Origin of the sequence: Hymenobacter sublimis (assembly GCF_023101345.1) — a bacterium.
In the GTDB taxonomy this organism is placed as follows: Bacteria; Bacteroidota; Bacteroidia; order Cytophagales; family Hymenobacteraceae; genus Hymenobacter; species Hymenobacter sublimis.
The window spans coordinates 2177972-2200892 of sequence record NZ_CP095848.1 but is presented as its reverse complement, the minus strand read 5'-3'; the positions used below and the strand labels follow the sequence as shown (position 1 = coordinate 2200892).

22 protein-coding genes are annotated in these 22921 nt (G+C 58.8%); 13 read left to right on the top strand and 9 right to left on the bottom strand.

Annotation, left to right across the window (positions count from 1 at the left end; genetic code table 11):
• Nucleotides 1-240 precede the first annotated feature (240 nt).
• Complete coding sequence (locus MWH26_RS09260) at nt 241-717, top strand: hypothetical protein (RefSeq protein ID WP_247976987.1); 477 nt, start codon at nt 241-243, stop codon at nt 715-717.
• 71 nt (nt 718-788) lie between these two features.
• The gene (locus MWH26_RS09255) at nt 789-1469 is read left to right on the top strand and encodes a hypothetical protein (RefSeq protein ID WP_247976986.1); all 681 of its coding nucleotides are present in this window, start codon (nt 789-791) and stop codon (nt 1467-1469) included.
• A 90-nt stretch (nt 1470-1559) separates the two neighbouring features.
• Here the strand turns inward: MWH26_RS09255 and mtaB are convergent, their stop codons facing one another.
• Nucleotides 1560-2900: a tRNA (N(6)-L-threonylcarbamoyladenosine(37)-C(2))-methylthiotransferase MtaB gene (gene mtaB, locus MWH26_RS09250; protein ID WP_247976985.1), complete on the bottom strand. Its 1341-nt coding sequence runs from the start codon at nt 2898-2900 to the stop codon at nt 1560-1562.
• Nucleotides 2901-3438: 538 nt separating this feature from the next.
• Between mtaB and MWH26_RS09245 the strand changes: the two genes are divergently transcribed.
• Nucleotides 3439-3642 (top strand): hypothetical protein, encoded by a 204-nt coding sequence (locus MWH26_RS09245; protein ID WP_247976984.1) that lies wholly within the window; start codon nt 3439-3441, stop codon nt 3640-3642.
• Between the two features lie 112 nt (nt 3643-3754).
• Here MWH26_RS09245 and MWH26_RS09240 read toward each other — a convergent pair whose 3' ends face one another.
• Nucleotides 3755-5614 carry an LTA synthase family protein gene (locus tag MWH26_RS09240; RefSeq protein WP_247976983.1) on the bottom strand — a complete coding sequence of 620 codons (1860 nt, stop codon included), beginning with the start codon at nt 5612-5614 and terminating at the stop codon, nt 3755-3757.
• A 306-nt stretch (nt 5615-5920) separates the two neighbouring features.
• Here MWH26_RS09240 and MWH26_RS09235 point away from each other — a divergent pair, with 306 nt between their 5' ends.
• The 3 genes from MWH26_RS09235 to MWH26_RS09225 all read left to right on the top strand — a co-directional run bounded on the left by MWH26_RS09235 (nt 5921) and on the right by MWH26_RS09225 (nt 10100).
• On the top strand, nt 5921-8110 hold the full coding sequence (locus tag MWH26_RS09235) for a glutamine synthetase III family protein (protein ID WP_244696321.1): 2190 nt from the start codon (nt 5921-5923) through the stop codon (nt 8108-8110).
• A gap of 243 nt (nt 8111-8353) precedes the next feature.
• Nucleotides 8354-8821 (top strand): LexA family protein, encoded by a 468-nt coding sequence (locus tag MWH26_RS09230; RefSeq protein WP_247976982.1) that lies wholly within the window; start codon nt 8354-8356, stop codon nt 8819-8821.
• Entirely contained in the window at nt 8805-10100 is a 1296-nt protein-coding gene (locus MWH26_RS09225; RefSeq protein WP_247976981.1) for a Y-family DNA polymerase, read from the top strand. Before MWH26_RS09230 ends, MWH26_RS09225 begins: the two co-directional genes overlap by 17 nt.
• Before the next feature lie 108 nt (nt 10101-10208).
• Here the strand turns inward: MWH26_RS09225 and MWH26_RS09220 are convergent, their stop codons facing one another.
• Complete coding sequence (locus MWH26_RS09220) at nt 10209-10619, bottom strand: hypothetical protein (protein ID WP_247976980.1); 411 nt, start codon at nt 10617-10619, stop codon at nt 10209-10211.
• Nucleotides 10620-10964: 345 nt separating this feature from the next.
• Nucleotides 10965-11303 carry a hypothetical protein gene (locus tag MWH26_RS09215; protein ID WP_247976979.1) on the bottom strand — a complete coding sequence of 113 codons (339 nt, stop codon included), beginning with the start codon at nt 11301-11303 and terminating at the stop codon, nt 10965-10967.
• A 93-nt stretch (nt 11304-11396) separates the two neighbouring features.
• Between MWH26_RS09215 and MWH26_RS09210 the strand changes: the two genes are divergently transcribed.
• Nucleotides 11397-12151 (top strand): IS5 family transposase gene (locus MWH26_RS09210; RefSeq protein ID WP_247976978.1). Its coding sequence is split into 2 segments (ribosomal slippage): nt 11397-11730 and nt 11730-12151, totalling 756 coding nucleotides; the frame shifts between segments, so codons are not numbered across the junction.
• Nucleotides 12152-12276: 125 nt separating this feature from the next.
• Here the strand turns inward: MWH26_RS09210 and MWH26_RS09205 are convergent.
• Both MWH26_RS09205 and MWH26_RS09200 read right to left on the bottom strand, forming a co-directional pair.
• The gene (locus MWH26_RS09205) at nt 12277-12630 is read right to left on the bottom strand and encodes a hypothetical protein (RefSeq protein WP_247976977.1); all 354 of its coding nucleotides are present in this window, start codon (nt 12628-12630) and stop codon (nt 12277-12279) included.
• A gap of 119 nt (nt 12631-12749) precedes the next feature.
• A complete protein-coding gene (locus tag MWH26_RS09200) occupies nt 12750-13250 on the bottom strand; it encodes a hypothetical protein (protein ID WP_247976976.1) in 501 nt (166 codons plus the stop codon).
• A 121-nt stretch (nt 13251-13371) separates the two neighbouring features.
• Between MWH26_RS09200 and MWH26_RS09195 the strand changes: the two genes are divergently transcribed.
• Both MWH26_RS09195 and MWH26_RS09190 read left to right on the top strand, forming a co-directional pair.
• Complete coding sequence (locus MWH26_RS09195) at nt 13372-14349, top strand: NAD(P)H-quinone oxidoreductase (protein ID WP_247976975.1); 978 nt, start codon at nt 13372-13374, stop codon at nt 14347-14349.
• A gap of 98 nt (nt 14350-14447) precedes the next feature.
• Nucleotides 14448-15107: an NAD(P)H-binding protein gene (locus MWH26_RS09190; RefSeq protein WP_247976974.1), complete on the top strand. Its 660-nt coding sequence runs from the start codon at nt 14448-14450 to the stop codon at nt 15105-15107.
• Between the two features lie 67 nt (nt 15108-15174).
• Here the strand turns inward: MWH26_RS09190 and MWH26_RS09185 are convergent, their stop codons facing one another.
• Together MWH26_RS09185 and MWH26_RS09180 are read right to left on the bottom strand one after the other, a co-directional pair.
• On the bottom strand, nt 15175-15798 hold the full coding sequence (locus MWH26_RS09185) for a thioredoxin family protein (protein WP_247976973.1): 624 nt from the start codon (nt 15796-15798) through the stop codon (nt 15175-15177).
• Nucleotides 15799-15921: 123 nt separating this feature from the next.
• Nucleotides 15922-16413: a TlpA disulfide reductase family protein gene (locus MWH26_RS09180; protein WP_247976972.1), complete on the bottom strand. Its 492-nt coding sequence runs from the start codon at nt 16411-16413 to the stop codon at nt 15922-15924.
• A gap of 458 nt (nt 16414-16871) precedes the next feature.
• Between MWH26_RS09180 and ispG the strand changes: the two genes are divergently transcribed.
• The 3 genes from ispG (at nt 16872) to MWH26_RS09165 (ending at nt 20258) form a co-directional block, all read left to right on the top strand.
• The gene (gene ispG / locus MWH26_RS09175; protein ID WP_247976971.1) at nt 16872-18938 is read left to right on the top strand and encodes a (E)-4-hydroxy-3-methylbut-2-enyl-diphosphate synthase; all 2067 of its coding nucleotides are present in this window, start codon (nt 16872-16874) and stop codon (nt 18936-18938) included.
• A 225-nt stretch (nt 18939-19163) separates the two neighbouring features.
• A complete protein-coding gene (locus tag MWH26_RS09170; protein WP_247976970.1) occupies nt 19164-19859 on the top strand; it encodes a Rossmann-fold NAD(P)-binding domain-containing protein in 696 nt (231 codons plus the stop codon).
• Between the two features lie 78 nt (nt 19860-19937).
• The gene (locus MWH26_RS09165) at nt 19938-20258 is read left to right on the top strand and encodes a DUF6984 family protein (RefSeq protein WP_247976969.1); all 321 of its coding nucleotides are present in this window, start codon (nt 19938-19940) and stop codon (nt 20256-20258) included.
• 111 nt (nt 20259-20369) lie between these two features.
• Here MWH26_RS09165 and MWH26_RS09160 read toward each other — a convergent pair whose 3' ends face one another.
• On the bottom strand, nt 20370-20825 hold the full coding sequence (locus tag MWH26_RS09160) for a nuclear transport factor 2 family protein (RefSeq protein WP_247976968.1): 456 nt from the start codon (nt 20823-20825) through the stop codon (nt 20370-20372).
• 258 nt (nt 20826-21083) lie between these two features.
• Here MWH26_RS09160 and MWH26_RS09155 point away from each other — a divergent pair, with 258 nt between their 5' ends.
• Nucleotides 21084-22850, top strand: a complete 1767-nt coding sequence (locus MWH26_RS09155) for an AMP-dependent synthetase/ligase (RefSeq protein ID WP_247976967.1) — start codon at nt 21084-21086, stop codon at nt 22848-22850.
• Nucleotides 22851-22921: the final 71 nt, after the last annotated feature.

Here is a 22921-nt window from a genome sequence, read left to right as displayed (position 1 = left end):
TTCCAGGTACTTCAAATTCGGTTGCCTAACGCCGCCGTAGCCCGGCGTATTAACCGGCTCCTACTGGACCCTGTTACTGCTGGTACCGGCACAGTAGATTCAACCGCCAGCCCGCGCCGGCAACTAGCTCAGGTGGCGCGGGAGTGCTGCTACGATGAGGAGCTGAGGAGCTGGCGAACCAGTGGCGACGGCACGAGCGGCATTAGGTACGAAGTGCTTCTCAACCAAAATTATCTGCTTTTGGTCGGGTACCAACTGGAGTATCATGGCCTCGTGCACCCGTATACCGAGCATTTAACATCCGATCTGCGAATTGGCCGCTTGCTCACGCTAGCGGATCTAGTGGCGGACTCGCCCGCTCAGCTAGGTCGCCGGTTGCAAGCCGCCATCAGCCGCCGCCTACGCGACAAGATGGCTGAAGTAGCTGCTGACTACGGAGATTCTGCTCAGCTTGCCCGCGTGAGCGAGCTGTACGAGATGGAAGACTGGAATGCCACCCCACAGCGCGGCCTGCGCCTTGATACGGCCAATGGGGCCGAAGCCAGCCTCACGCACTTTGCCCTACGCCCTGATGCGCTTCTGCTGTTCCATCACGTAAGCCTGAATCGTACTGAATTCGAATTCTTACCGGACGAAACGTACGTATTTCCCTTCGCGCGCCTACAGCTACGGCCGCTGTTGCAACCGGTAGCCCAGGCAAAGAAGGACAAGAAGTAGCCGGCTGATTATTCGGTTGGTAGGATATATGTCTGTTTTGTATACATTTGCGTAAAATAGCATTTGGGTATATGGCAAATCCAGCAACTGTCGGGCAGCGCTTCACGGCACTTATTTCTCATTTGGGTATCAGTAAAAATGCGTTTGCCGCGTCTCTGGACAAGACGGCTACCGTTATCCAGCACCTTGTTGACGAGAGGAATAAACCAGGCTTTGACCTTTTATGTAAAGTATTTGAGGTTTACCCAAGTGTTTCAAAAGAGTGGCTGTTGCAGGGTATTGGACCAATGCTGACGGAAGAAATTTCTTCTCAGGCGCAGCCGAACTCGCTACCCAGTACCCCCGTCCGGCAGAATGAAAAGGTGGCCCATGCTACAGCCCCAGTTGCCACCTCGGTAGTAGCCTCAGCAGCTGCGGCCGTACCCGGTGCTATAGCTGAGGTAGTGCCAACAACGGCTCCTGAACCAGTTGCGCCACCAACTCCCGCGCCTTCCACACCTGAACCAATAAGCAGTCCTACCGAAGCTTTGCCCGAAGCGCCCGCGACGACTAGCCCATTACCTGTAGCTAGCCCCGCACTTAACGCATCAGCTGCGGCGCCGGTAGCCGATACCAGCTGGCAAACGGCCCTGTATACCCAGCAAATGGCCCACCAACTGGCTCTGGCCGAGTTGCGCAACCAGCATTTACAGGACCAGCAGCGCCTGATGCAACAAATGATGGACCTGATGCAACGTCAGCTTGCTCGATAGGCTAGCTTCTAGCCAACTTGCAAAAGCAAACGGCCGCCGCGTAGTAGTACGCGGCGGCCGTTTGCTTTTGAGAAATACTGGATTTATTTCTTAGTGCTGAAACACTTCAACGCCAAGCTCCTCGGCCTCCATCAGGTTTTGCGCATTAACCGTTACCAGCCGCAAACGCTTTAGCTCACCCACCAGCAGCGGATCATATTTGGCAGTTACCCGGACGTAGTTGGGGGTAAACCCTTCCATCTGGCCATTGGTCACGTCGTCTTCGAACAGCACCGCGGTTTCGAGGCCCACGTGTTGCTCGTAGAAATACCGCTTCTTCTTTTCCGACAGGCTGCGCAGCTGGGTGGTGCGCTCGTGGCGGTGGCGGTCCTGGACGCGGCCGGGCAGGGTGGGCGCCAGCGTGTTCTCGCGCTCCGAATACGGAAATACGTGCAGGTAGCTCACGTCTAGCTCGTTAAGAAACTGGTAGGTTTCCAGGAAGTCGGCTTCCGTTTCGCCGGGAAAGCCCACAATAACGTCGACGCCAATGCAGGCGTGCGGCATCACTTCCTTGATCAGGGCCACGCGCTCTTGGTACAGCTCCCGGCGGTAGCGCCGGCGCATAAGGCCTAGAATTTTGTTGGAGCCCGACTGCAGCGGAATGTGGAAGTGGGGCATAAACCGCTTCGATCGGGCCACGAAGCGGATAATCTCGTCGGACAGTAGGTTAGGCTCGCAGGAGCTGATGCGGAACCGCTCGATGCCTGTTACCTCATCAAGAGCCCGCACTAAATCGTAGAAATTCTCTTTTCGCTCCCGCTCCGGGCCCTGCAAGCCAAAGTCGCCGAGGTTTACGCCAGTCAGCACAATTTCCTTGACGCCGGTTTCCGCCAGCTTTTCTACCCGCTCCACTACGCTTTGCACCGAGTTGGAACGGCTCTTACCCCGCGCCAGCGGAATAGTGCAAAACGAGCAGGAGTAGTCGCAGCCGTCCTGCACCTTTAGGAAGGTGCGCGTTCGGTCGCCGTAGCTGTGGGCGGCGTGAAACTCGGTGGCTTCCGAAATGGGGGAGGCAAACACCTGGCCCGGCTGCCCAGCCGCCGGCTTCTGGAAGCCCGCTAGCGTTTCTACCAGCTGAAACTTTTCGGCGGCGCCTAGCACGGCGTGCACGCCCGGAATTTCGGCAATTTCCTGGGGCTTGAGCTGGGCGTAACAGCCCACGATGGCCACGAAAGCCTCGGGGTTATGCTTTAGGGCTTCCTTTACTACCTTCCGGCACTTGCGGTCGGCGTGGTCGGTAACGGAGCACGTGTTGATGACGTAAATGTCGGCCGCATCTTCAAAGGCTGCTTTCACGAAGCCGTGCTCCTCGAACTGCCGGCCAATGGCCGAGGTTTCGGAGAAATTAAGCTTGCAGCCGAGCGTATAAAAGGCAACTTTTCTGGTTTCCATAAGCAAGACCACAAAGATACGGCGGAAGTTGCAGGTTTCCGGCAGCGCAGCGGTAGACCTGGAGGACGAGCGCCGGAGTGTATATCCTTGGTTAGCCTACCTGATGGAGAATTCCATATACTAATTTTTTCTTTGTGCGCTGGCCTACATCAAGCTAAAAGCAAATGAGGCATTATAAAATTTTGGCCTTCTCCTCAACCGTAGTAGGAATCACAGCTTCTAATCTGTATTGTTGTTGAGGTTCGTTGGCCGATGACCTATACCTCACATTTTTCCCTAAATACCATGTCATCAATCTTAAATACTCTTCTCAGACCCCTTATCAGTGGTATTAGCGTAATATTCCTCTCGGCAGTAGTGTTACCTACAAATAGCTTGGCTGCTAGTAATATACACTTGCCGTTCGCTGAGGAAATTGTAGCCGTTCCAAACGCTAAAATCAAAGCTGTTACTCACCTTACAGCCAAGCAGGTCTCGTTACAGCGCAGTTCTAATTGTCGTTATGAAAACACTGGAATAGGTGTAATAGAGTACTGTGATGGACGACCGCCACGATACCTACCATACGATACTGATGGTGGTAGTGGTGGTTATCCTGGTGGTACCAGTGGTTATCCTGATGGTACTGGTGGAGGTGGTACACGGACTGGGACTGGTACTGGCGAGCAAGAGCCCCTTCCACAAAATCCTCCGGAACAGCAAGAGTAGGTTCTTGTCAGAACTATTCGCGGCGTTTAGCTAATCAGACCACAAAAAACGACCCGTTGTACATCACAACGGGTCGTTTTTTGTGGTCTTTCGAAGGCAAAGATAGCTGTAAGCTTCCGTTGCAATTAAATCATTGTCTAAGCCACTCACTTCTTCAGAAAGTCCCCAAAGGAAGTTTGCTCGTAGGCTTGCCCGAACCGCAGCTGCTGGGGCGAGACTGACCCGGTGCGCTCAATCTCGCGGCGGGCCACGTTATCGTAGGTCACTGTGCCGCCCGGGGCCGCTACCCCGAAACCATCGGTGAAACAATAGAAGGCCACACCGCCGGGCCAGGCCACCGGAGCCGGGGCCAGCAGGTCGCGGCTCCAGGGAAAGGTAGTGGCAGGCAGCTTGAGCTGGGCCAAGAGGGTCGCCGCTACATCGGTTTGGCTGCCGAAAGTGCTGATCTGGCGGCCCTGGGCGCTGGGTAGTAGGGCCCCGCCCGTCAGCAACAGCGGAACCCGGAATTTGGCTGGTGCGTGATTAGGCGTGTCGCCGGGCTGGTGGTGGCCGTGGTCGGCTACCAGCACTACCAGCGTGGAATCCCACCAGGGCTGGCGGCGCGCCTGCGCCAGAAACTGCCCAAGCACGTGGTCGGTGTAATACACGGAGTTGCGGAACAGGGCCGCCTCCGTGGTGCCCGGGAAGCGCGGGCGCATGGGCACGTCAAAGGGCTCGTGGCTGCTGAGCGTAAAGGCGGTAACAAAGAAGGGTGGGCGCTGCCGGGGTAGCTCCTGCAGTAGCCGCGTTAGCAGCACATGGTCGTGGGCTCCCCACTTGGCGTTCTGGTCGCGGCGGGTAAAGTCGCTGCGTTCCGTAAATTGCTCATAGCCAGCCGTCACGAGGTAGCTTTTCATGTTGGCAAACGCCAGCTCGCCCCCGTGGTAATATGCCGTGCTGTACCCTTGGTCGCGCAGGGTGCGGGCCAGGTGGGGGAGGCGTTCGGTTTTGCGCGGCGACTTAATAATGCTGGTTGTGGGCTGGTTGGGGTAGCCCGAAAGCAAGGCCACCAGTCCTTTCTGGCTTCGGTCGCCGGCCGCGTACAGGTTCTGAAACGACACTCCAACCTGGCTCAGGCTGTCCAGGGTGGGCGTTACGCCAGTTTCGCCGCCCAAGTGGCCCACCAGCTTGCCCGTAAAGCTTTCCAGAATAATGAATAGCACATTGGGCCGGCGGGTCCGCAGCAGGGCAACCGTATCTGGGCCGGTGGGAGCGTAGAGCTGCTGGGTCAGGCGTCGCGCGGTCGAGTCGGGCAGAAACTGGTACGGATTCGGTCCGCCGTTTTGCAAGCGCAGGGAGTTAACGACGTTCCAGGGCACATTTACGGCCGCGTGGTTGGCAAATGGTCGGCTGGAGAAATAAACGTCGCTCTGGTTGACCGGAATTTGCTGCAGCCCCCCGCGCAGCGGCACTACCAGCAACGCCAGGTACAGCAGGCTAGCCAGGGCGGCCCGCCCCCGGCCAAAGCCCGTCGGGAGTTCTGGCAACCGACCGACTATCTGCTTATACAGGAGCCAGCCGCCGCCCAGCAGCCCCAGCCACAGACTCAGCAACAACAGCACGGGCGCGCTACCCGCCGAGGCTGCCATTTCCCGAGGAGTACTCAGGTACTGCAGGGGGGTAGCATCGAGCCGGAACCCCCAGGCGCGGTACAGTTCCAAATCGGCTACGGTGAGTACGGCGACTACCAGGCCGAATACGGCCGTGAAAAAGCGGATGAGGCGCTCCAGCGGAAAACGGGAGCTGGCCAAGCTACCCACCACGAACAGCAGAAACGGCACTACGCACAAGTACGCCGCCGCCGCGCCGTCCAGCCGCAACCCGTAGCCAAAAATGCCGGCCACCGTATCGCCCGACAACGTCTTGGTTTGCTGCCAGTGGTAGGCAACAAAAACGGCTTTTCCCAGAACGAAATAGAGCAGCCAAAACAAAAAGTAGCGCGGCTGAAACGCAAAGCGGTTTTTCACCCCGCAAAGGTAGTTGACCCGCCCCAGCTCCTTATTCCGTCAGGCAAATTTGAACATCTCCTGAACGGATGCCCTACGTGATAGGTGAGCGGTAATAGAACTAGGCGGTGCGAAAGCCAATGCCATACTTTCTAAAGACAAGCATATTTTTGCTGAAATGGTCTAGAAATTAGATGGGGTGACAGGTAAAATATGGTCTTTTGTCGAAAGTGGGGTAAAAAATGAAGGGGGTATTGCGAAAGGTTGGTATTACCTTCTACCTTTGCCTTCATAATCCTTGAAAGTTACTTCACGCCTAACTCTAGCATGGCAATTCTTCGCTTTAAAGCTCTTGAACTAGTAGATCAGCGCGAGCCGCTGGCCGTTACCATTGCCGGCGAGCGTCGTTCCGAGACGTTTGGCAAAAACGTTTTCAACCTGGATGCCATGCGGGCTACCATGCCCGGCGAGTACTTCAAGAAGTTGCAGGCTGCCATTAAGCAAGGCTCGCCCGTGGAGCGTAGCGTAGCCGACGCCGTGGCTTCGGCCATGAAAACCTGGGCCATGGCCAAGGGCGCTACCCACTACACGCACTGGTTTCAGCCCCTGACCGGCGCTACCGCCGAAAAGCACGATTCCTTTTTCGACCTGAACTCCGACGGTCGGCCAATTGAGAACTTTAAGGGCTCGGCCCTGGTGCAGCAGGAGCCCGATGCTTCCTCCTTTCCAAACGGCGGCATCCGCAACACCTTCGAGGCGCGTGGGTACACCGCCTGGGACCCCACTTCGCCCGCTTTCATTATTGAAACCGCCGGGGCCAAAACCTTGTGCATCCCGACCATCTTCGTGGCGTATACCGGCGAAGCCCTCGACTATAAAGCTCCGTTGCTGAAGTCGCTGGCTGCCCTGGAAAAGGCCGCCGTGGACGTGTGCCAGTACTTCGACAAGGACGTACAGCGCGTGCACACGACCCTAGGCATCGAGCAGGAATACTTCCTGGTAGACCGCGCCTTGTACAACGCCCGCCCCGACCTGGTGATGACCGGCCGCACCCTGTTCGGCCACGCGCCGGCCAAAGGGCAGCAGCTCGAAGACCACTATTTCGGCTCGATTCCGGCCCGCGTGCACGCCTACATGCTGGACTTCGAGGAAGAGTCTAACAAGCTCGGCATTCCGCTCCGCACCCGCCACAACGAGGTAGCACCCCACCAGTTCGAGTGCGCCCCGACTTTTGAGGACGCCAACCTGGCCGTCGACCACAACCAGCTGCTCATGGACATCATGGAGCGCGTGGCCGACAAGCACAACTTCAAGGTGCTGCTGCACGAGAAGCCGTTTGCGGGCGTTAACGGCTCGGGCAAGCATAACAACTGGGCCATGAGCACCGATACGGGCGTGAACCTGCTGGCTCCCGGCCGCCGCCCCAAGGAAAACCTCCAGTTCCTCGCCTTCTTCATTACTACCATTAAGGCCGTACACCGCTACGGGGAGCTACTGCGCGCCAGCATCGCCTCCGCCAGCAACGACCACCGCCTCGGGGCTAACGAAGCGCCGCCCGCCATCATGTCGGTGTTCGTGGGTTCGATGCTCGACTCGGTGCTGGATGAATTGGAGCGCACGGCCAAAGTGCCCCTGGACAAGGGCGACAACATTTACCTCAAGCTCGGCATCGATAAGATTCCGGCCATTCTGCTCGACAACACCGACCGGAACCGCACCTCGCCCTTCGCCTTCACCGGCAACAAGTTCGAGTTCCGCGCCGTGGGCTCCTCCGCCAACTCTTCGTCGGCCATGACTACGCTCAACACCATCGTGGCCGAGCAGCTCATCGACTTCAAACAGTCGGTTGATAAGCTCATTGAGCAGGGCAAGAAAAAGGAGGTAGCCATTGTAGACGTGCTGCGCGAGTACGTTATTAGCTCCAAGAACATCCGCTTCGAGGGCAACGGCTACTCCGACGAGTGGAAGGACGAGGCGGCCGCCCGCGGCTTGGCCAACGTGCCCACTACCCCCCAGGCTCTGGACGCTATTATTCAGGAAGATGCCGCCTCCTTGTTTGAGCGCCACCGCATCTTCTCCCACGTGGAGCTACACGCCCGCCACGAGATTCTGCTGGAGGACTACATCAAGAAAATCCAGATTGAAAGCCGCGTAATGGGTGACCTAGCCGTGAACCATATCATCCCTACGGCGGTTGCTTACCAGACCAAACTGATTACTAACGTACGCGGTCTGCGGGAACTAGGCCTCGACGACGAGAATTCGGAAGTAACCGTAAACACTATCAAAGCCATTTCGCGGCACATTTCTACCATCAAAACCCAGGTAGATGAGATGACCAACGCGCGCAAAGTGGCTAACAAAATTGACGATACGCGCGAGCGGGCTGTGGCCTACTGTGACACCGTCAAGACGCATTTCGACACCATTCGCCGCTCCGTTGATAAGCTGGAGCTGATGGTGGCCGATGAGGACTGGCCCCTGGTAAAGTACCGCGAACTATTGTTCCGGCACTAAGTCCAGGGTCAGAATCGGGCCGGAGTTGGGTGGGAATTTTCTCCGCGCTCCGATTTTAGAAAAAGCCGTTCCGGGTGGGGCGGCTTTTTTTGCGTTTTCGCTAGTCATCTACATTGGTTTTTCTCAATGAAAAGGTCAATTCAAATTTTTTACTTTCTTTTCTTTGGCTAACAGAATTAGTAAAATAATAGCTAAAATTATTAGTATGTCGTATACTTGCAGCAAACCAGTTTGTTGTTTGGTATGTGTGAAGTGCTTTTTGTCCCAGTTACTCGCCGGCCTCTGTGGCTAACGTTCTTTGATTCGATGGTGCCCGCGGGCTTTCCTTCCCCAGCCGAAGACCACCGCGGGGAGAAGCTCGACTTGAACCGCCTACTGCTACCCCATCCCGATTCCACCTACCTGGTGCGCGTGATGGGCGACTCCATGACGGGTGGCGAGTCCGGAATTCGTGACGGAGCTCTGCTGGCTGTGGACTGCCAACTGCGGGCTCTGTCCGGCGATGTGGTTATTGCCGTGGTGGAAGGCCAGTTCACGGTCAAGCGCCTGGTGAAACGCGCGGGCGAGGCCTGGTTTCTGGTGCCGGATAATCCTTCTTACCCGGAGCGCGCCATCACGGAGCCCGATTTGTTTGACGTGTGGGGTGTGGTCACGCACGTAGTAACCGAAATCCGGCGCGGCCGGCTCTCCGCCCATGTTCGCGTTAGTTGATTGCAATAACTTCTACGTGAGCTGTGAGCAGGCCTTTCAGCCCCAGCTGGAGGGTAGACCCGTGGTAGTGTTGAGTAACAATGATGGCTGCTTGATTTCCCGTAGCGCCGAGGCCAAGGCCCTGGGCCTGAAAATGGGGGAGCCTTACTTCAAGATAAAACCCCTGATTCAGCAACACGACGTGCGCGTATTTTCCAGCAACTATGCCCTGTATGGGGACATGTCGGCCCGCGTGCTGCACTACCTGAGTTCCGTGGTTCCGGAGGTAGAGATGTACTCCATTGACGAGTGCTTTCTGGACTTGCACGGTATGGAAGCGTACCAGGGCGACTTGAGCAAATTGGCCCAGGCGTGGAAGCAGGAAATCAAGCGGCGCACCCACATTCCCGTTTGCATCGGTATTGCCCCCACCAAAACCCTGGCCAAGCTGGCCAACCGTTTGGCTAAGAAAACGCCCTCTCTAGAAGGACTACTCTATTTAAATACGGAGCAGTGCAGGCAGTGGGCCCTAGAGCAGACCCCGGTGGAGGAGGTGTGGGGCATTGGGAAACAGCACACCCAGAAGCTTTGGAATCAGGGCATTATTACGGCTGCGCAGCTAGCGGGCCAGAGCGAGGGCTGGGCCCGCAAGCAGTTGGGTGGGGTTGTGGGCGCGCGCCTGGTGCGCGAGCTGCAGGGCACGCCGTGCCAGCAGCTGGCTTCAAGCGAGGACGGAGGCCCGAGCCGCAAGAGCATAGCCTACACCCGCACCTTCGGCCAGCCGCTCTCAGACTTTCATATTGTGCAAGCCGCCGTGGCGCACTTTGCTTCCAAGGCAGCCGAGAAGCTGCGCCGGCAAGGTTCGGCCGTCAACATGCTGACGGTCTTCATCAGCAAAAGCCGGTATGGCACGGAACCGCCCCCGCACACGCGCTCGGCCGTGCTGACGCTACCTTTAGCTACTAGCGACACTACAGAACTGCTGCGCCACGCCCGGGTGGGCTTGAAGCGCATCTGGGAGCCGGGTGGGGTATACAAGAAGGCCGGGGTGCTGCTGGACGGGCTAGAAACAGCGGGCCAGCAGCAACTTCTCCTGTTTGAGCCTAACGAGCAAGCCGAACGCCGGGCCTCGCTCATGGCAGAACTGGATAAAGTCAACCAGCGCTTTGGCAAGGGGGCCGTGCGCTTTGCCGCGGCTGTGCCCCGGGAGCGAGGCCCGGCGCCCTGGGCCGGACAGCATCAGTTCCAGACATCTGCCTACACCACCCGGTGGGAAGACTTGCTCTGGATTCGGGCTTGAGGAAGATAAGTCGGCTTGGACCGTTCCTGCTAACCTTGGTTGCAACTCGCAGAACAAATACGGAAGGCTCAGTAGGAGAAACGAGGTAGCCGTTGAGAGCTGGATGTTTTAACGTGTGTAAACGTCTTCCTGCTCGGTGTAAGCACCTCCCGGTGGCACGCCCAGAGCCTTGAAGTGAAGCACCAGTTTATGGTCCGTTAACTCCATAATGGTGCAGGATAACCGCCCAAAAGTCAGGTTTTTGTCTTGGCGGAATAGCTTGTAATGACCGAGTGAATAATTGCCCACGGTGGCGCGGTAGCTGAGCGAATCGGGCGTGATACGCAGGTAGAAGTTCGGCGTAACCGTGATGCTGGTTTTGCTCACGAAAGCACCCGTAGCGGAATAGTTATAATCAAAGGAACTGTCTGGAGTCCAGCGGCCTTCGAGCGGTGCTTCGGCCGGCTTGGCATCCTCTTTCTGACAAGCGGCCGTGAGTAAGGTCAGATTCAGTAGTAGGAAGGATAGAAATCGGGGCATGCTACGGGTGATGAACGGTAAGCAATGGGAAAGGGGATAAGCGGCCCTATTGCATTAAGGAAGAAAGCTGATCAGGCGCCTACCATTTGGTGGAACGACGGATCAGCTTTGCAAGCCAACAGCCTAACTCCTAAAGTCCTGTTTTGGAAAACGGATTTCAGGGGTTAGGCGCTTACCAGGGGATGCTTCATCAAGAAGTCGGTTTGCTCGCCATCACCCAACGCAAACACGTGCTTACCATGTGTAACGAAGCCGTTTTCCTCATAAAACCGGATAGCTCGCAGGTTTTTCTCCCAGACTAAAAGCCATACTGGGCGACCCCTAGGCGACACAAGCAGGGGCTTATTAATGACTTTTTCCCAGCTGATGCGTTGCCTCAGCGGCCAGTACTTTATCCAGGACCAGCAACATCTGCTGCATGATCAATTGCCAATCGTGGGGCTGATTTAAGTGCAGGTGGCCTTGTTCTAACTGCTGATGCAAGGTGTCCAGGTGAGCAAACTGCTGTCGGAGGGCAGGCCCGTCGAGGTGCAAAAAACGCCCGTGCGGGAGGGAGAAAATCTCATCAATGAAAAACTGCATGGCATGTTGCAGTTGCTGCTGATCGGCCGGCCGGTCATTTTGTAAAGAGGGTAGCTCTGAGCGAAGCTGTTGAAGCTGAGCAGTAGGCAGAGAATAGTCCATACAAGCAGTAGCATTTAGGTAGAACAGTGCCTTCTGAGACTATAATATGATAGGCAAGGAATTAGGAAGTGTTAACAGTGATTACCTTGCAGTATGGAGCAGATGTTGACGGATGCGCAGTGGAGGCGGCTGGCGCCGCTGTTGCCGGGCCGTGCGGGCACGAGCGGAGGCCGGGGACGCGACAACCGACAGTTTGTGGAGGCTGTGTTGTGGTTGGCCCGCAACGGCGCGCGCTGGCGGGCCTTGCCGGCCGCGCGCGGCAACTGGCACACGACGTACACACGTTTCCAGCGTTGGGCCCGTTCGGGCGTGTGGCAACGCGTGTTCGAAGCGGTGCAGGACGAGGCCGCGCTGCACACGCTGTTGGTCGACTCGACGACGGTGCGGGCGCACCAGCATGCGTCGGGGGCGCGCAAAAAAACGGACCACAAGCCCTCGGGCGCAGTCGCGGCGGGCTCACTACCAAGATGCATGTAGCGGCTGATGCGCGCGGCCGCTTGCGGCGGTGCCGGCTCACGGCCGGCCAGCGCCACGACGCCCCGCAGGCGTTGCCGTTGCTCGCGGGCCTCACCCCGGACTGGCTCATCGCCGACCGCGGGTACGATTCCGACCCGCTCGTGGCCGAACTTGCCCGCCGCGGCACGCAAGCCGTCATCCCGCCCCGGCGCAAGCGCCGCCACCCGCGCCCCTACGACGCGGTGCGCTACGCCCAGCGCCACCCTGTCGAACGACTGTTCAGCCGCCTCAAGCAGTTTCGCCGGCTGGCCACTCGGTATGAAAAGCTGGATGCGCATTTTCTGGCGTTCATTTACTTGGCCGCAACCGTACTCTGGTTGCGTGACTGTTAACACTTCCTAGTCACCTACGCAGGTTGACAGCTGAAGGGTTGCTTTCGGGGCCGCCGCTACCCTACCAGCCCCGCGCGGTACGGATGACGCTACACATAACCTGCTGAACCATAAAATGTTGCTGGCTAAGTAAAAGGTGCCAGCGCCGCCAGCACCATGGTGGCAACCCGCTGCCAACTGGCATACGACCACGGCACGGCGGCCAGCGCCGCCTCGCGTTTGGCCGCGGCCACCCAGGCCAGCAGTACGGAGCGGGAGGGCAAGGCCTGGCCCGAGTGCAGGGCCTGGGGCCACTCCTCGGCGGGCCATGCGTGCAGAAAATACTCGGCCTGATCGGCAATACGGGTTAGGCGGGCGGGGGCGTAGGGGTCAGTGAAATGCAGGCGGCGGGCCACCCGGTACAAGTCGCGCAGGGCTACTTTGGGAGCAATGGGGAGGTGGGTGGTTCCATCCTCTGGTAAGGCAGAATGCTGGGTCATAGGCGCCACGTACGGGCGCGCAATCCGGCCCGGATTGCCTTGTAGAGCCATAAAATCAATAAAAATGAATAAAAATCAGGGGCGGAATTTTTTGAAATTCTCCTGCGTTTTTGGCCGGCTCAGGCGGGCAGCTGTCGTGGCAGCTCGGTGTCGTCGGGTAGTACCTCAGCCCCGCTGCCGTGGTCGGGGGAGAGGCGCTTCCAGGTAGCCCGCTTCAGTTCGTCCAGCCGCTGCAGGGTGTCTTGCACCGTTTCCTGTTCGCGGAGCTTGTCGAAGAACCCCGACTTCCGACCGGCCTTCACCAGCTGCTCCAGCACCACCGGCAGAATCCAGCCTACTACATTCGAGGCCAGGGCACCCCGCAACCCCAGGCGTACGAGCAAGCGAGCTGTCATGCGCTCCAGCAGCAGGGTGCGGGCGGCGGGCAACGCGGTGTTGGTGAGGAAGTCGCGCACGAGCTTGGCGTTGCCCTTCTGCACCTCAGCCCGCAGCACATCCTGCACCGATTCCAGCGCGGATTGAGCCGCTTTGCGAAACAGGCGGCCGGTTTGCCACGCCGCCAGCCCCGTGAGCTGTCCGGCCGTGCGCAAAAAGTGAGGAAGCAGGGAAATGTTTTTCATAAAGCAAGAAACGGAAAAAGCCGGCTGGCGGACAGCCTTTAGCGCCTTATTGAAGCGCAGCCGCCAGAACTTCCGGCCCGTTGCGTAGTTGTTTGCCTACCTCTGTCCGTTATTCTTCCCTATGCAAGCACTGGTTATTACCCGCCCCGGCGGCCCGGAGGTGTTGGAAGTCCGGGAGATACCCCGGCCGGTACCCGCCGCCCACGAAGTCCTGATCAAGGTGCACGCGGCCGGCGTCAACCGCCCCGATATACTGCTGCGCCAGGGCAAATACCGCGGCAGCGGCGACGTGAGCGGCCTGGTGCCGGGGCTGGAGGTAGCGGGCGTAATAGAAGCGTGCGGCGCTGAGGTTACGCGCTGGCACCCCGGCGACGCCGTGTGTGCCCTGCTAGCCCAGGGCGGCTACGCTGAGTACGCCGCCGCAGACGCCCGCCACTGCCTGCCCTTGCCCGTCAGCTGGACCTTTGCGGAAGCAGCTAGCCTCCCAGAAACGGTGTTTACGGTGTGGCACAACGTGTTTCAGCGGGGGCAGCTGCAGCCCGGCGAAACGCTGCCGGTGCACGGCGGAAGCAGCGGCATTGGGGTCACGGCCGTGCAACTGGCCCACCTGCTGGGCAGCCGCGTGGTGGCTACGGCCGGCTCCGAGGAGAAGTGTGCGGCCGTGCGCGCCCTGGGCGCCGACCTCGTGGTGAACTACCGGGAGCAAGACTTTGAAGCGGTAGTCGCAGAAACGGACGGGGTCGATGTCGTTCTGGACATGATTGGGGGCGACTACACGGCCAAAAATCTGCGCCTGCTGCGCGACGATGGCCGTTTGGTGTTCATCAACGCCATGCAGGGCGGCGCGGCTAGCTTCAACGCTCTGGAGGTAATGGCCCGCCGCCTCACCATTACGGGCAGCACCCTGCGGCCCCGCTCCGCCGAGTTCAAGGCAGCCCTGGCCGCGGACGTTGAGCGCCACGTCTGGCCCTTGTTGCCCGACCGGCGCTTCCGGCCCGTCCTGCACTCCACGCTGCCCCTGGCTGCCGCCACCGATGCCCACCGCCTGCTGGAAAGCAGCGCCCACATTGGCAAAATAGTACTGACGGTGAGTGACTAAGCCTGCGTTATGCCATTAGCCCGCGCCAGTGTACGGGTGTTTTTCAGCGGGCCGGGCTACCCTCCGTATGTTCTTCCAACCTTCTTTTCCTCCTGTGTATGCGTACTGCTCTTCTCATTGGCGCTACCGGCCTAGTCGGTGACCATTTGCTCCGTCAATTGCTGCTCGATAACCGCTTCGACCAACTAAAAGTATTTGTCCGCCGGCCTACCGGCTACCAAAACCCCAAGCTAGAGGAACACCTCGTCGACTTCGACCAGCCCCAGACCTGGCGCGAGCTGCTGACCGGGGATGTGCTGTTTTCCACCCTGGGCACTACCCTGCGGCAGGCGGGCAGCCAAGAGGCCCAGTACAAAGTAGACTATACCTACCAGTACCGCACGGCCCAGGCGGCGGCCGCCAATGGGGTTGCCACCTTCGTGCTGGTGTCATCGGCCGGCGCTGATGCCGATTCCTTCGTGTTTTATAATCGGATGAAGGGCGAGCTGGAGCGCGACATCAAGCGGCTGCCGTTCCACCGCATCCGGATTCTGCAGCCCGGAGTTCTGGCCGGGGGCCGCGCGCAGGTGCGGCTGGGCGAAAAGCTAGGTTTGGTGCTGGCCTCGGTGGTAGGCGCGGTGCCAGCCCTGCGCGCCTACCGCCCCGTTCATGCCCGCATAGTGGCCCAAGCCATGATCAACGCGGCCCTGGACGAAACCCCCGGCATCAGCACTGACACGCTAGAAGGCGTATTCACGCGGGCCGGGCAACCGGCGTAACTTTCTTCCAGCCACAAAAAAAGCCCGCTACCTAGCGGGCTTTTTTTGTGGCTGGAAGCAAACAAGGCTAGGCCCGTTTCCACTTGATGGTGCAACCGATGGCCTTCGTGGAGTTGACGGATGCCGGTTTGCCGGCCATGATGTCGGTCATGGCGTTTTCCAGGTATCTGGTTTTCACCAGCTTGGCGTCCTCGGAGTTATCATCGATGGCCCCGATGTAGCTGACCACGAAGTCGTTGCCTTGGCGGGTAAGCACGTAGAGGTGGGGCGTGCGGGTAGCGCCGTACTGCCGGGCTACTTGCTGGGTTTCATCCTGGAGGTAGGGGAAGGCGTATTTCTTGTCCTTGGCCCGTTTCTGCATGTCGGCGAAGGAGTCGCCGGGAGCTACGGCCGGGTCGTTGGGGTTGATGGCCACGACGGGGTAGCCCTTGGCGGCGTACTTGGTATTCAGGTCGATGATGCGTTGCTCATAGGCCTTAGCGTAAGGGCAGGTGTTGCAGGTAAATACCACGATGTAGCCCTTTGCCGCCTTGTTATCGGCCAGGGACATGAGCTTGCCGTCCACGTTTTTGAGCTTAAAGTCGGCGGCCTTGTCGCCTACCTGGTAGCCTTCAGCCGCCGGCCGCAGCCCGATGAAACTGCTCAGGGCCAGCACCAGGCACGCAGCCAGAAAAGGAAGTAGCTTTTTCATAAGATGACTGGGAATGAAGTGAAAAATGGAAAAATCGTGTCATTCCGAGCCGGAGGCGAGGAATCTGGATTTGCCAATCAGGGGGTTAACTCAGATTTCTTGCTTCCAGCTCGGAATGACAGCTTATTTTACAAAAGCCTGCAGCTGTTTTTGTAGCTCCTCGGCCGAAAGCTCCTGTTCAAACGTGACTCGTTTGCGCTGGGCGTTGTTCAGGATAATGGTAAACGGCAGCGCCCCGCTCCACTTGGTATCTACCTTATCAAGGTAGGTATTTGGGTCGGTTTCATTGAGCAGCACGACTTCCGATTTCAACGCGCGCTTCAGCACGAAAGGCTTCACTTTCTTTTCCAGCTGGGAGGCGTAGTCCATGCTCACCAGTAGCACTTTCACCTTTTGCTTGGCGTAGGTAGTCGTGAGCTGGTCGAAGTGGGGTAGCTCCTTCACGCAGGGCGCGCACCAGGTAGCCCAGAAGTTCACCACGTAGGTAGTGTCCGTGGAGCGACTCAGGCGCTTCTGCAGCTCCGGCAGCTTAATGACCTCTACTTTCTGGGCCCGGCCCGGCAAAGCCAGCAGAAAGAACGTCGCGGCCAGAACAAGAAATTTAAGTTGGTTCATGTGGGAGGGGGTAGGAGTTGGAATAAAGACAGAGGAGCCGGCCAGAGGTTGCGAAGGGCTGGCAACTTGGAAAAGGTTGTCCTACTCAGCGCTGGTTGAGTCTTCTTAAACGATGTAGAGACGCGACACTTCGCGTCTCGGCGTCAGAACGACCCTATATGCCGATTTAAACAACATCAGCACGTGCCGAGACGCGAAGTGTCGCGTCTCTACAGCTGTTTAGGCTGCGCGGCTTTTATGAGGGGCAGTTTGGCCAACATAGTAGACATTTACTTCTCCTAAGTTGTGTGAACAGAAATACAACATCAGTCCACGAGATGCAGCGCTGTACGCTGCATAATCCGCCTTTTCGCTTACTGTCCGCACACTCTAGTTGCATCGCCATTTCCTACCCCTACGTTGCGCACAATCCTTGCTTACCTTTGTTCTTCCTCTGAAAAACGCCTCCCCATTGGGTTATGAATAAGATCTATTGCCCCAGCCTGACCGAATACCAGCGCCGCCTGTCTCGCGAAGTTCAGCTCGGCGACCTGCCCATGGGTGGGCTCAATCCCATTCGGGTGCAGAGCATGACCACCGTAGATACCATGGACACGCTGGGCTCGGTGGAGCAAACCCTGCGCATGGTAGAGGCCGGCTGCGAGTACGTGCGCATCACGGCGCCCAGCGTAAAGGAGGCCCAGAACCTGCTGGAAATCAAGAAGGAGCTGCGCAAGCGCGGCTGCTCGGTGCCCCTCATTGCCGACATCCACTTCACGCCGAACGCCGCCGAGCTGGCCGCCCGCATCGTGGAGAAAGTGCGCGTAAACCCCGGCAACTACGCCGACAAAAAGAAGTTTGACGTCATTGAGTACACCGATGCTACCTACGCGGCGGAGGTGGAGCGCATCCGGGAGCGGTTCCGGCCGCTGGTGCAAATCTGCAAGCAGTACGGCACAGCCATGCGCATCGGCACCAACCACGGCTCCCTATCCGACCGGATCCTGTCGCGCTACGGCGATACGCCCCTGGGCATGGTGGAGTCGGCCCTGGAGTTTCTGCGCCTCTGCGAGGAAGAGAACTACTACAACGTGGTGCTAAGCATGAAGGCTAGCAACACCCAGGTGATGGTGCAGGCCTACCGCTTGTTGGTGCAGAAACTTGATGAAGAAGGCCTGCAACCCTACCCCCTGCACCTGGGCGTAACCGAAGCCGGCGAGGCCGAAGACGGCCGCATCAAGAGTGCCGTGGGCATTGGCACGCTGCTCGAAGACGGCCTCGGCGACACCGTGCGCGTGAGCCTCACCGAAGCGCCGGAAGCTGAAGCCCCCGTGGCCCGCGCCCTCATTGACCGCTACACTCACCGCGCCCAGCAGGCCAAGCCCATTGCCCCACTGACCGCTGATTTTACGGCTTCGGCGGCCGAAGCTGTTTCGGATGCCCATGCCTTCAAGCCCGAACTGATTACCAATGACGCGAATCTGTCGCCGATAGACCCGTTCCAGTACCACCGCCGCCCGACGTGCGAGGTCCTGAACCTGGGCGGGCAGAACGTGCCCCGCGTGCTGGTGGACCTCTCGCGCCTGCCCGGCCTAGAGTACGCCGACCTGCGCGCCGCCGGCCACCTCTACTCGGCCTTCCTCGACAAGTTCCAGATGAACGACCTCGGGGCTGACTACGTGTACTCGGGCCAGCGCCCCATTCCGTTCATGCTGCCCAACGGCCTGAAGGAGGTAGTCGATTACGCGGCTTGGTTGGATGGGGGACAGCGCCCGGAACACTACCCCGTACTCACGCAGGCTGAGTACGCCACCGCCACGGCCCGGCACCCCGAGTTGAACTTCGTGTTCCACAACCTCGATTCGCTTACCGCGCCAACCCTAGAGCAACTGCGCGACGACGCCACGGCCGTCATTATCCTGTACACTGATAACGCCCACGCCATGCCGGAAATCCGGCGGGCCTTCTTCCGCCTGATTCAGAGCGGCCTCACCAACCCCGTTATCATCAACCGCCAGTACCCCGCCCTGACGCTCGAGCAAACCCAGCTCTACGCCGCCACCGACGTCGGCGGTCTGCTGCTCGACGGCCTCGGCGACGGGGTAGTGCTGAGCACCGAGCTGCTGCCGGAGCGCCCCAAAACCGAGTGGCTCCAGACTCTCGATCAGCTCAACCACCTCAGCTTCGGCATTCTGCAGGCGGCGCGCACCCGCATGAGCAAAACGGAGTACATCAGCTGCCCCAGCTGCGGCCGTACCCTGTTCGATCTGCAGGAAACCACCGCCATGATCCGCAAGCGCACCGACCACCTGAAAGGCGTGAAAATCGGCATCATGGGCTGCATCGTGAACGGCCCCGGCGAAATGGCCGACGCCGACTACGGCTACGTGGGCGTGGGCAAAGGCAAAATTGCCCTCTATCGTGGCCAGGAAGTCATCAAAAAATCCGTGCCCGAAGAACAAGCTGTCGACCAGCTCATCGACCTTATGCGCGAAGATGGAAAGTGGATTGAACCCGTGCGGCTGGAGGAGCCGGTGGTAGGGTAATTCTTTTTCGCACCTATCACGCTAAGCGTAGTCGAAGCATCTCTACCTCTGACTTCTGACATGAAGACGAAGCGGTAAAAATGCTTCGACAAGTTCAGCATGACGTTTCGGCCTTCTACTATGTTTTCACAGTGAAGTAGGTAGATTGAACACAGGCTTGCTTCAGACAATTACTGATTCTGAAACCGCCTAAAACATCCGCGCCGCTCATCCGTCTGCCCCTCCATGAAACTACGCGCAATAGTAACCGGGGCAACCGGCATGGTAGGCGAGGGCGTGCTGCTGGAATGTCTGAACAGCCCCGAGGTGGAGCAGGTGCTGTCCGTGAGCCGCAAGCCCAGCGGCCTGCGCCACCCGAAGCTGCGGGAAATCCTGCACGCTGACTTCCACGACCTAACGCCGATTCAGGATCAGCTGACGGGCTACAACGCCTGCTTTTTCTGTTTGGGCGTGTCGTCGGTGGGGATGAAGGAGCCGGAGTACCGCCGCCTCACCTACGACCTAACCCTGCACTTCGCTCAGACGCTGCTACCCCACAACCCCGGCCTGACCTTCTGCTACGTATCGGGGGCCGGCACCGATGGCAGCTTGAAAAGCCGCCAGATGTGGGCCCGCGTGAAAGGAGAAACCGAAAACGCCCTGCGGCAGCTCGGTTTTCAGGATGCCTACATGTTCCGGCCCGGCTTTCTGAAAGCCACCCCGGGCCAGCGGCACGTCCTATCGTACTACAAGTATTTTAGCTGGCTGTATCCGGTGCTGCGAGCTGTAACGCCTAAGTTCGTATCCACCTTATCGGAAGTCGGGCAGGCCATGATTCGGGTGGCGCAACGTGAGTACTTCCGGAAGGTGCTGGAAGTGTCGGACATCGTGGCAATAGCCAAGATGCAGCAGCGCCAGCCTTTGCCGGCCTCGGAGGGGTAGGACCCCGGCAAAAGACTGTTCGTATATCTTCCCAGGCCTGACTTTCTGCCAAAGCGAAATAGAGGCAAGTCCGGAAGCATGAACCAGCGCCCCTTATACTTACCCGAACTCGGCCTGTTGCTTTACCTGCTGCGAGGCACACCAGGGGCCGAACGGCTGCTAGCGGTATTGCACACGGCGCGGGTTACAGAACTGCAAGTCGGCGGAACCGGTAGCCTCCGCTTCCTCAGCGCTACCCCGAACCCGCGTCTCGGCGAGCAACTGGCCACCACCCAATTCCTCGACGAAGACGGCGTGCTGGTACTCGTGTCGTTGTATGCGAACCAGGCTGGGGAACTCCACGAGCTGGACTGCTGGAAAGTGGATGACACGCCTGTAAAGCGCATTCCTGCTTTCTAACTCTGTAAATTATCCTTCCGACCAGAGGGAGGAAGCTGGGTTCACCATTCAACGGATTAACTCAGCTTCCTCCCTCCGGTCGGAAAGACAACGGACCTTCAGTCACTGTAGCTACTTGCACTTCTCCTTGCGGCGCGTGTCGATGACGTGGGCGATTTTCCAGCCCTCCGTTAGCTTTACCAGCTGAAACGAGTTGTAGCCGCAGTGACTGAAGGTGCTGCCCACGTAAAACTCGTAGGGCGTCCAGACGCTGGCCAGGTTGGCATCAATCAGGATTTTATCGAAGGTGATGCGCTCGTCATACACCTCCTTGTGCGGGGTGCCCACCATCTTCACGAAACCCGCCGGATTTTCGGGCCGCAGCTGGGTTTGGCCGTTGCGGGTGCTGATGGTGTGGAACACCGCGCCGGGCGCCAGCGTGGTCCGCAGCAGGGTACTGTCGCCCTTGCGCATGCCCTCGAAGAAGGTCTGGATGGTTTTCTTGACGGCTTCCGTTTCATTGGCCGGTTGCTGGGCCAGGGCAGGGGTAGTGGCGGCCAGCAGGCAGGGGAGTAGCAGGTGCTTCATGGGGTAGGGAATTGAGTATGGGTAAGGACGCGGGTTGGGCGCTGATGTTGCGGGGGCAAAGGTGCTAGCTGAACGGCTGTAAAGACGCGAACTAAAGGTCAGCGTAGCCAAGTGTCGCGTCTCCACAGCCGTTGGGTGTGGGCTAGTGACGCTAAGTAGTACCCATAAACTGTAACACAACGCTGCCGAGCGACGCGAGGTAGGCTATTTTTGCGGGTGCAAGTAACCCAAACGTCATTCTTGCTCGTTTGCCTGTTCATGGAAATCCGCCGCACTTTCGACCTGCTACCCCACCTTATTGCTACCTCGCCCCAGGCCGATTGTCTGGTAGAAAAGAAGGCCGGCACCTGGCAGCCCCTAAGCACCACCCGCGTGCAGGAACTGAGCAACCACGTTAGCCTGGGCCTGCACCAGCTCGGCATTGGGCGCGGCGACAAAGTGGCCATCATTTCCGCCAACCGACCCGAGTGGGTGGTGGCTGATTTTGGCATTGCTCAGCTGGGGGCCGTGAGCGTGCCCATGTACCCTACCATTACGGTGGAGGACTACCGCCATATTTTTCAGGATGCCGGGGTGCGCGTGGTGCTGGTGCAAGACAAAAAGCTGCTGGCTCGGGTGCAGCAGGCCGTGGCGGGCCTGGCCCGTGGCCCCGAGCACATCTTCACCTTCGACAAGCTGGAGGGGGTAGCCCATTTCGGGGAGTTACTTGCCTTAGGCCAGGGCGAAAACCCAGCGGACCTGGAACCCCTGAAAGCCGCCGTGCAGCCCGAGGATCTGCTGACGCTGATTTACACTTCGGGCACTACCGGGCGGCCCAAGGGCGTAATGCTCAGCCACCGCAACATCTTGTATAACTGCGAGAACCTGACGGGGCACCTGCCCATGCCCGCGGGCCAAAAAGCGCTGAGCTTTCTACCCCTCAGTCATATTTTTGAGCGCACGGCTACCTACCTCTATCTGCGGTTGGGTTTTAGCGTGTGGTATGCCGAAAGCGTAGAGCGCATTGCCGACAACTTGCGCGAGGTACAGCCCCAGGTGTTTACCACCGTGCCCCGCCTGCTCGAAAAAATCTACGACAAGATTGTGGCCCAGGGGCAGAAACTGACCGGCGCGAAGAAAAAACTATTCTTCTGGGCTTTAAACCTGGGCCTGCGCTACGACACCCAGCAAAACCAAGGCTTCTGGTACAACACCCAGTTGGCCCTAGCTAACAAACTGGTCTTCAGTAAGTGGCGCGAAGCACTAGGCGGACAGGTGCGCTACATCGTGAGCGGGGGCGGGGCCCTGCAGCCGCGCTTGGCGCGGGTGTTCTGGGCCGCGGGCATTCCTGTGATGGAAGGCTACGGCATGACGGAAACCTCGCCCGTAATTGCCGCATCCCAGCCCGTGGCCGAGGGCAACTTCATTGGGGCAGTAGGGCCAGCTATTCCTGGCGTGGAAGTGAAAATTGCCCCTGATGGCGAAATCCTGACCCGCTCGCCCTCCGTGATGCAGGGCTACTACAACCGCCCCGACCTCACGGCCGAGGTCATCGACCAGGAAGGCTGGCTGCACACCGGCGACATCGGCGAGTTTGTGCAAGGTAAATTCCTCAAAATCACGGACCGCAAAAAGGAGATGTTCAAGACCTCCAACGGCAAGTACGTAGCCCCGCAGCCTCTGGAATCGAAGATTTCGGAGTCGCCACTGGTGGAGCAGGTGATGGTGGTAGGCGAGGGGGAGAAGTACGCGGCGGCCCTGCTGGTGCCGGCCTTCGCCGAGCTGCGGGCCTGGGCCAAAAGCCACAACCTGCCCACCGACCTCTCCGACGCCGCCCTGGCCGCCCACGCCCAGGTGCAGCAACTCTACGAGCAGCTCGTGCAACAGGCCAACGCCGCCTTCGCGCAGTGGGAGCAAATCAAGAAAGTGGCCTTGCTTCCCACGCTGTGGAGCGTAGAGTCGGGCGAGCTAACTCCTACCATGAAAGTCAAGCGCAAAATCGTCAGCCAGAACAATCAGCAGCGCATCGAGTCCCTGTTTCGGTAACCATTCAGGTCATTGCGAGCGGGGCGAGGAATCTGGATTAATCGTTGGATGATAAACCCAGATTTCTCGCC

What these genes read in the sequence shown, in the direction of transcription:
- MWH26_RS09255 (WP_247976986.1), top strand. Translation starts at nt 789, where the DNA reads ATGGCAAATCCAGCAACTGTCGGGCAGCGCTTCACGGCACTTATTTCT.
- mtaB (WP_247976985.1), bottom strand. Translation starts at nt 2,900, where the DNA reads ATGGAAACCAGAAAAGTTGCCTTTTATACGCTCGGCTGCAAGCTTAAT.
- MWH26_RS09245 (WP_247976984.1), top strand. Translation starts at nt 3,439, where the DNA reads ATGGACGACCGCCACGATACCTACCATACGATACTGATGGTGGTAGTG.
- MWH26_RS09235 (WP_244696321.1), top strand. Translation starts at nt 5,921, where the DNA reads ATGGCAATTCTTCGCTTTAAAGCTCTTGAACTAGTAGATCAGCGCGAG.
- MWH26_RS09230 (WP_247976982.1), top strand. Translation starts at nt 8,354, where the DNA reads ATGTGTGAAGTGCTTTTTGTCCCAGTTACTCGCCGGCCTCTGTGGCTA.
- MWH26_RS09225 (WP_247976981.1), top strand. Translation starts at nt 8,805, where the DNA reads ATGTTCGCGTTAGTTGATTGCAATAACTTCTACGTGAGCTGTGAGCAG.
- MWH26_RS09220 (WP_247976980.1), bottom strand. Translation starts at nt 10,619, where the DNA reads ATGCCCCGATTTCTATCCTTCCTACTACTGAATCTGACCTTACTCACG.
- MWH26_RS09215 (WP_247976979.1), bottom strand. Translation starts at nt 11,303, where the DNA reads ATGGACTATTCTCTGCCTACTGCTCAGCTTCAACAGCTTCGCTCAGAG.
- MWH26_RS09205 (WP_247976977.1), bottom strand. Translation starts at nt 12,630, where the DNA reads ATGACCCAGCATTCTGCCTTACCAGAGGATGGAACCACCCACCTCCCC.
- MWH26_RS09200 (WP_247976976.1), bottom strand. Translation starts at nt 13,250, where the DNA reads ATGAAAAACATTTCCCTGCTTCCTCACTTTTTGCGCACGGCCGGACAG.
- MWH26_RS09195 (WP_247976975.1), top strand. Translation starts at nt 13,372, where the DNA reads ATGCAAGCACTGGTTATTACCCGCCCCGGCGGCCCGGAGGTGTTGGAA.
- MWH26_RS09190 (WP_247976974.1), top strand. Translation starts at nt 14,448, where the DNA reads ATGCGTACTGCTCTTCTCATTGGCGCTACCGGCCTAGTCGGTGACCAT.
- MWH26_RS09185 (WP_247976973.1), bottom strand. Translation starts at nt 15,798, where the DNA reads ATGAAAAAGCTACTTCCTTTTCTGGCTGCGTGCCTGGTGCTGGCCCTG.
- MWH26_RS09180 (WP_247976972.1), bottom strand. Translation starts at nt 16,413, where the DNA reads ATGAACCAACTTAAATTTCTTGTTCTGGCCGCGACGTTCTTTCTGCTG.
- ispG (WP_247976971.1), top strand. Translation starts at nt 16,872, where the DNA reads ATGAATAAGATCTATTGCCCCAGCCTGACCGAATACCAGCGCCGCCTG.
- MWH26_RS09170 (WP_247976970.1), top strand. Translation starts at nt 19,164, where the DNA reads ATGAAACTACGCGCAATAGTAACCGGGGCAACCGGCATGGTAGGCGAG.
- MWH26_RS09165 (WP_247976969.1), top strand. Translation starts at nt 19,938, where the DNA reads ATGAACCAGCGCCCCTTATACTTACCCGAACTCGGCCTGTTGCTTTAC.
- MWH26_RS09160 (WP_247976968.1), bottom strand. Translation starts at nt 20,825, where the DNA reads ATGAAGCACCTGCTACTCCCCTGCCTGCTGGCCGCCACTACCCCTGCC.
- MWH26_RS09155 (WP_247976967.1), top strand. Translation starts at nt 21,084, where the DNA reads ATGGAAATCCGCCGCACTTTCGACCTGCTACCCCACCTTATTGCTACC.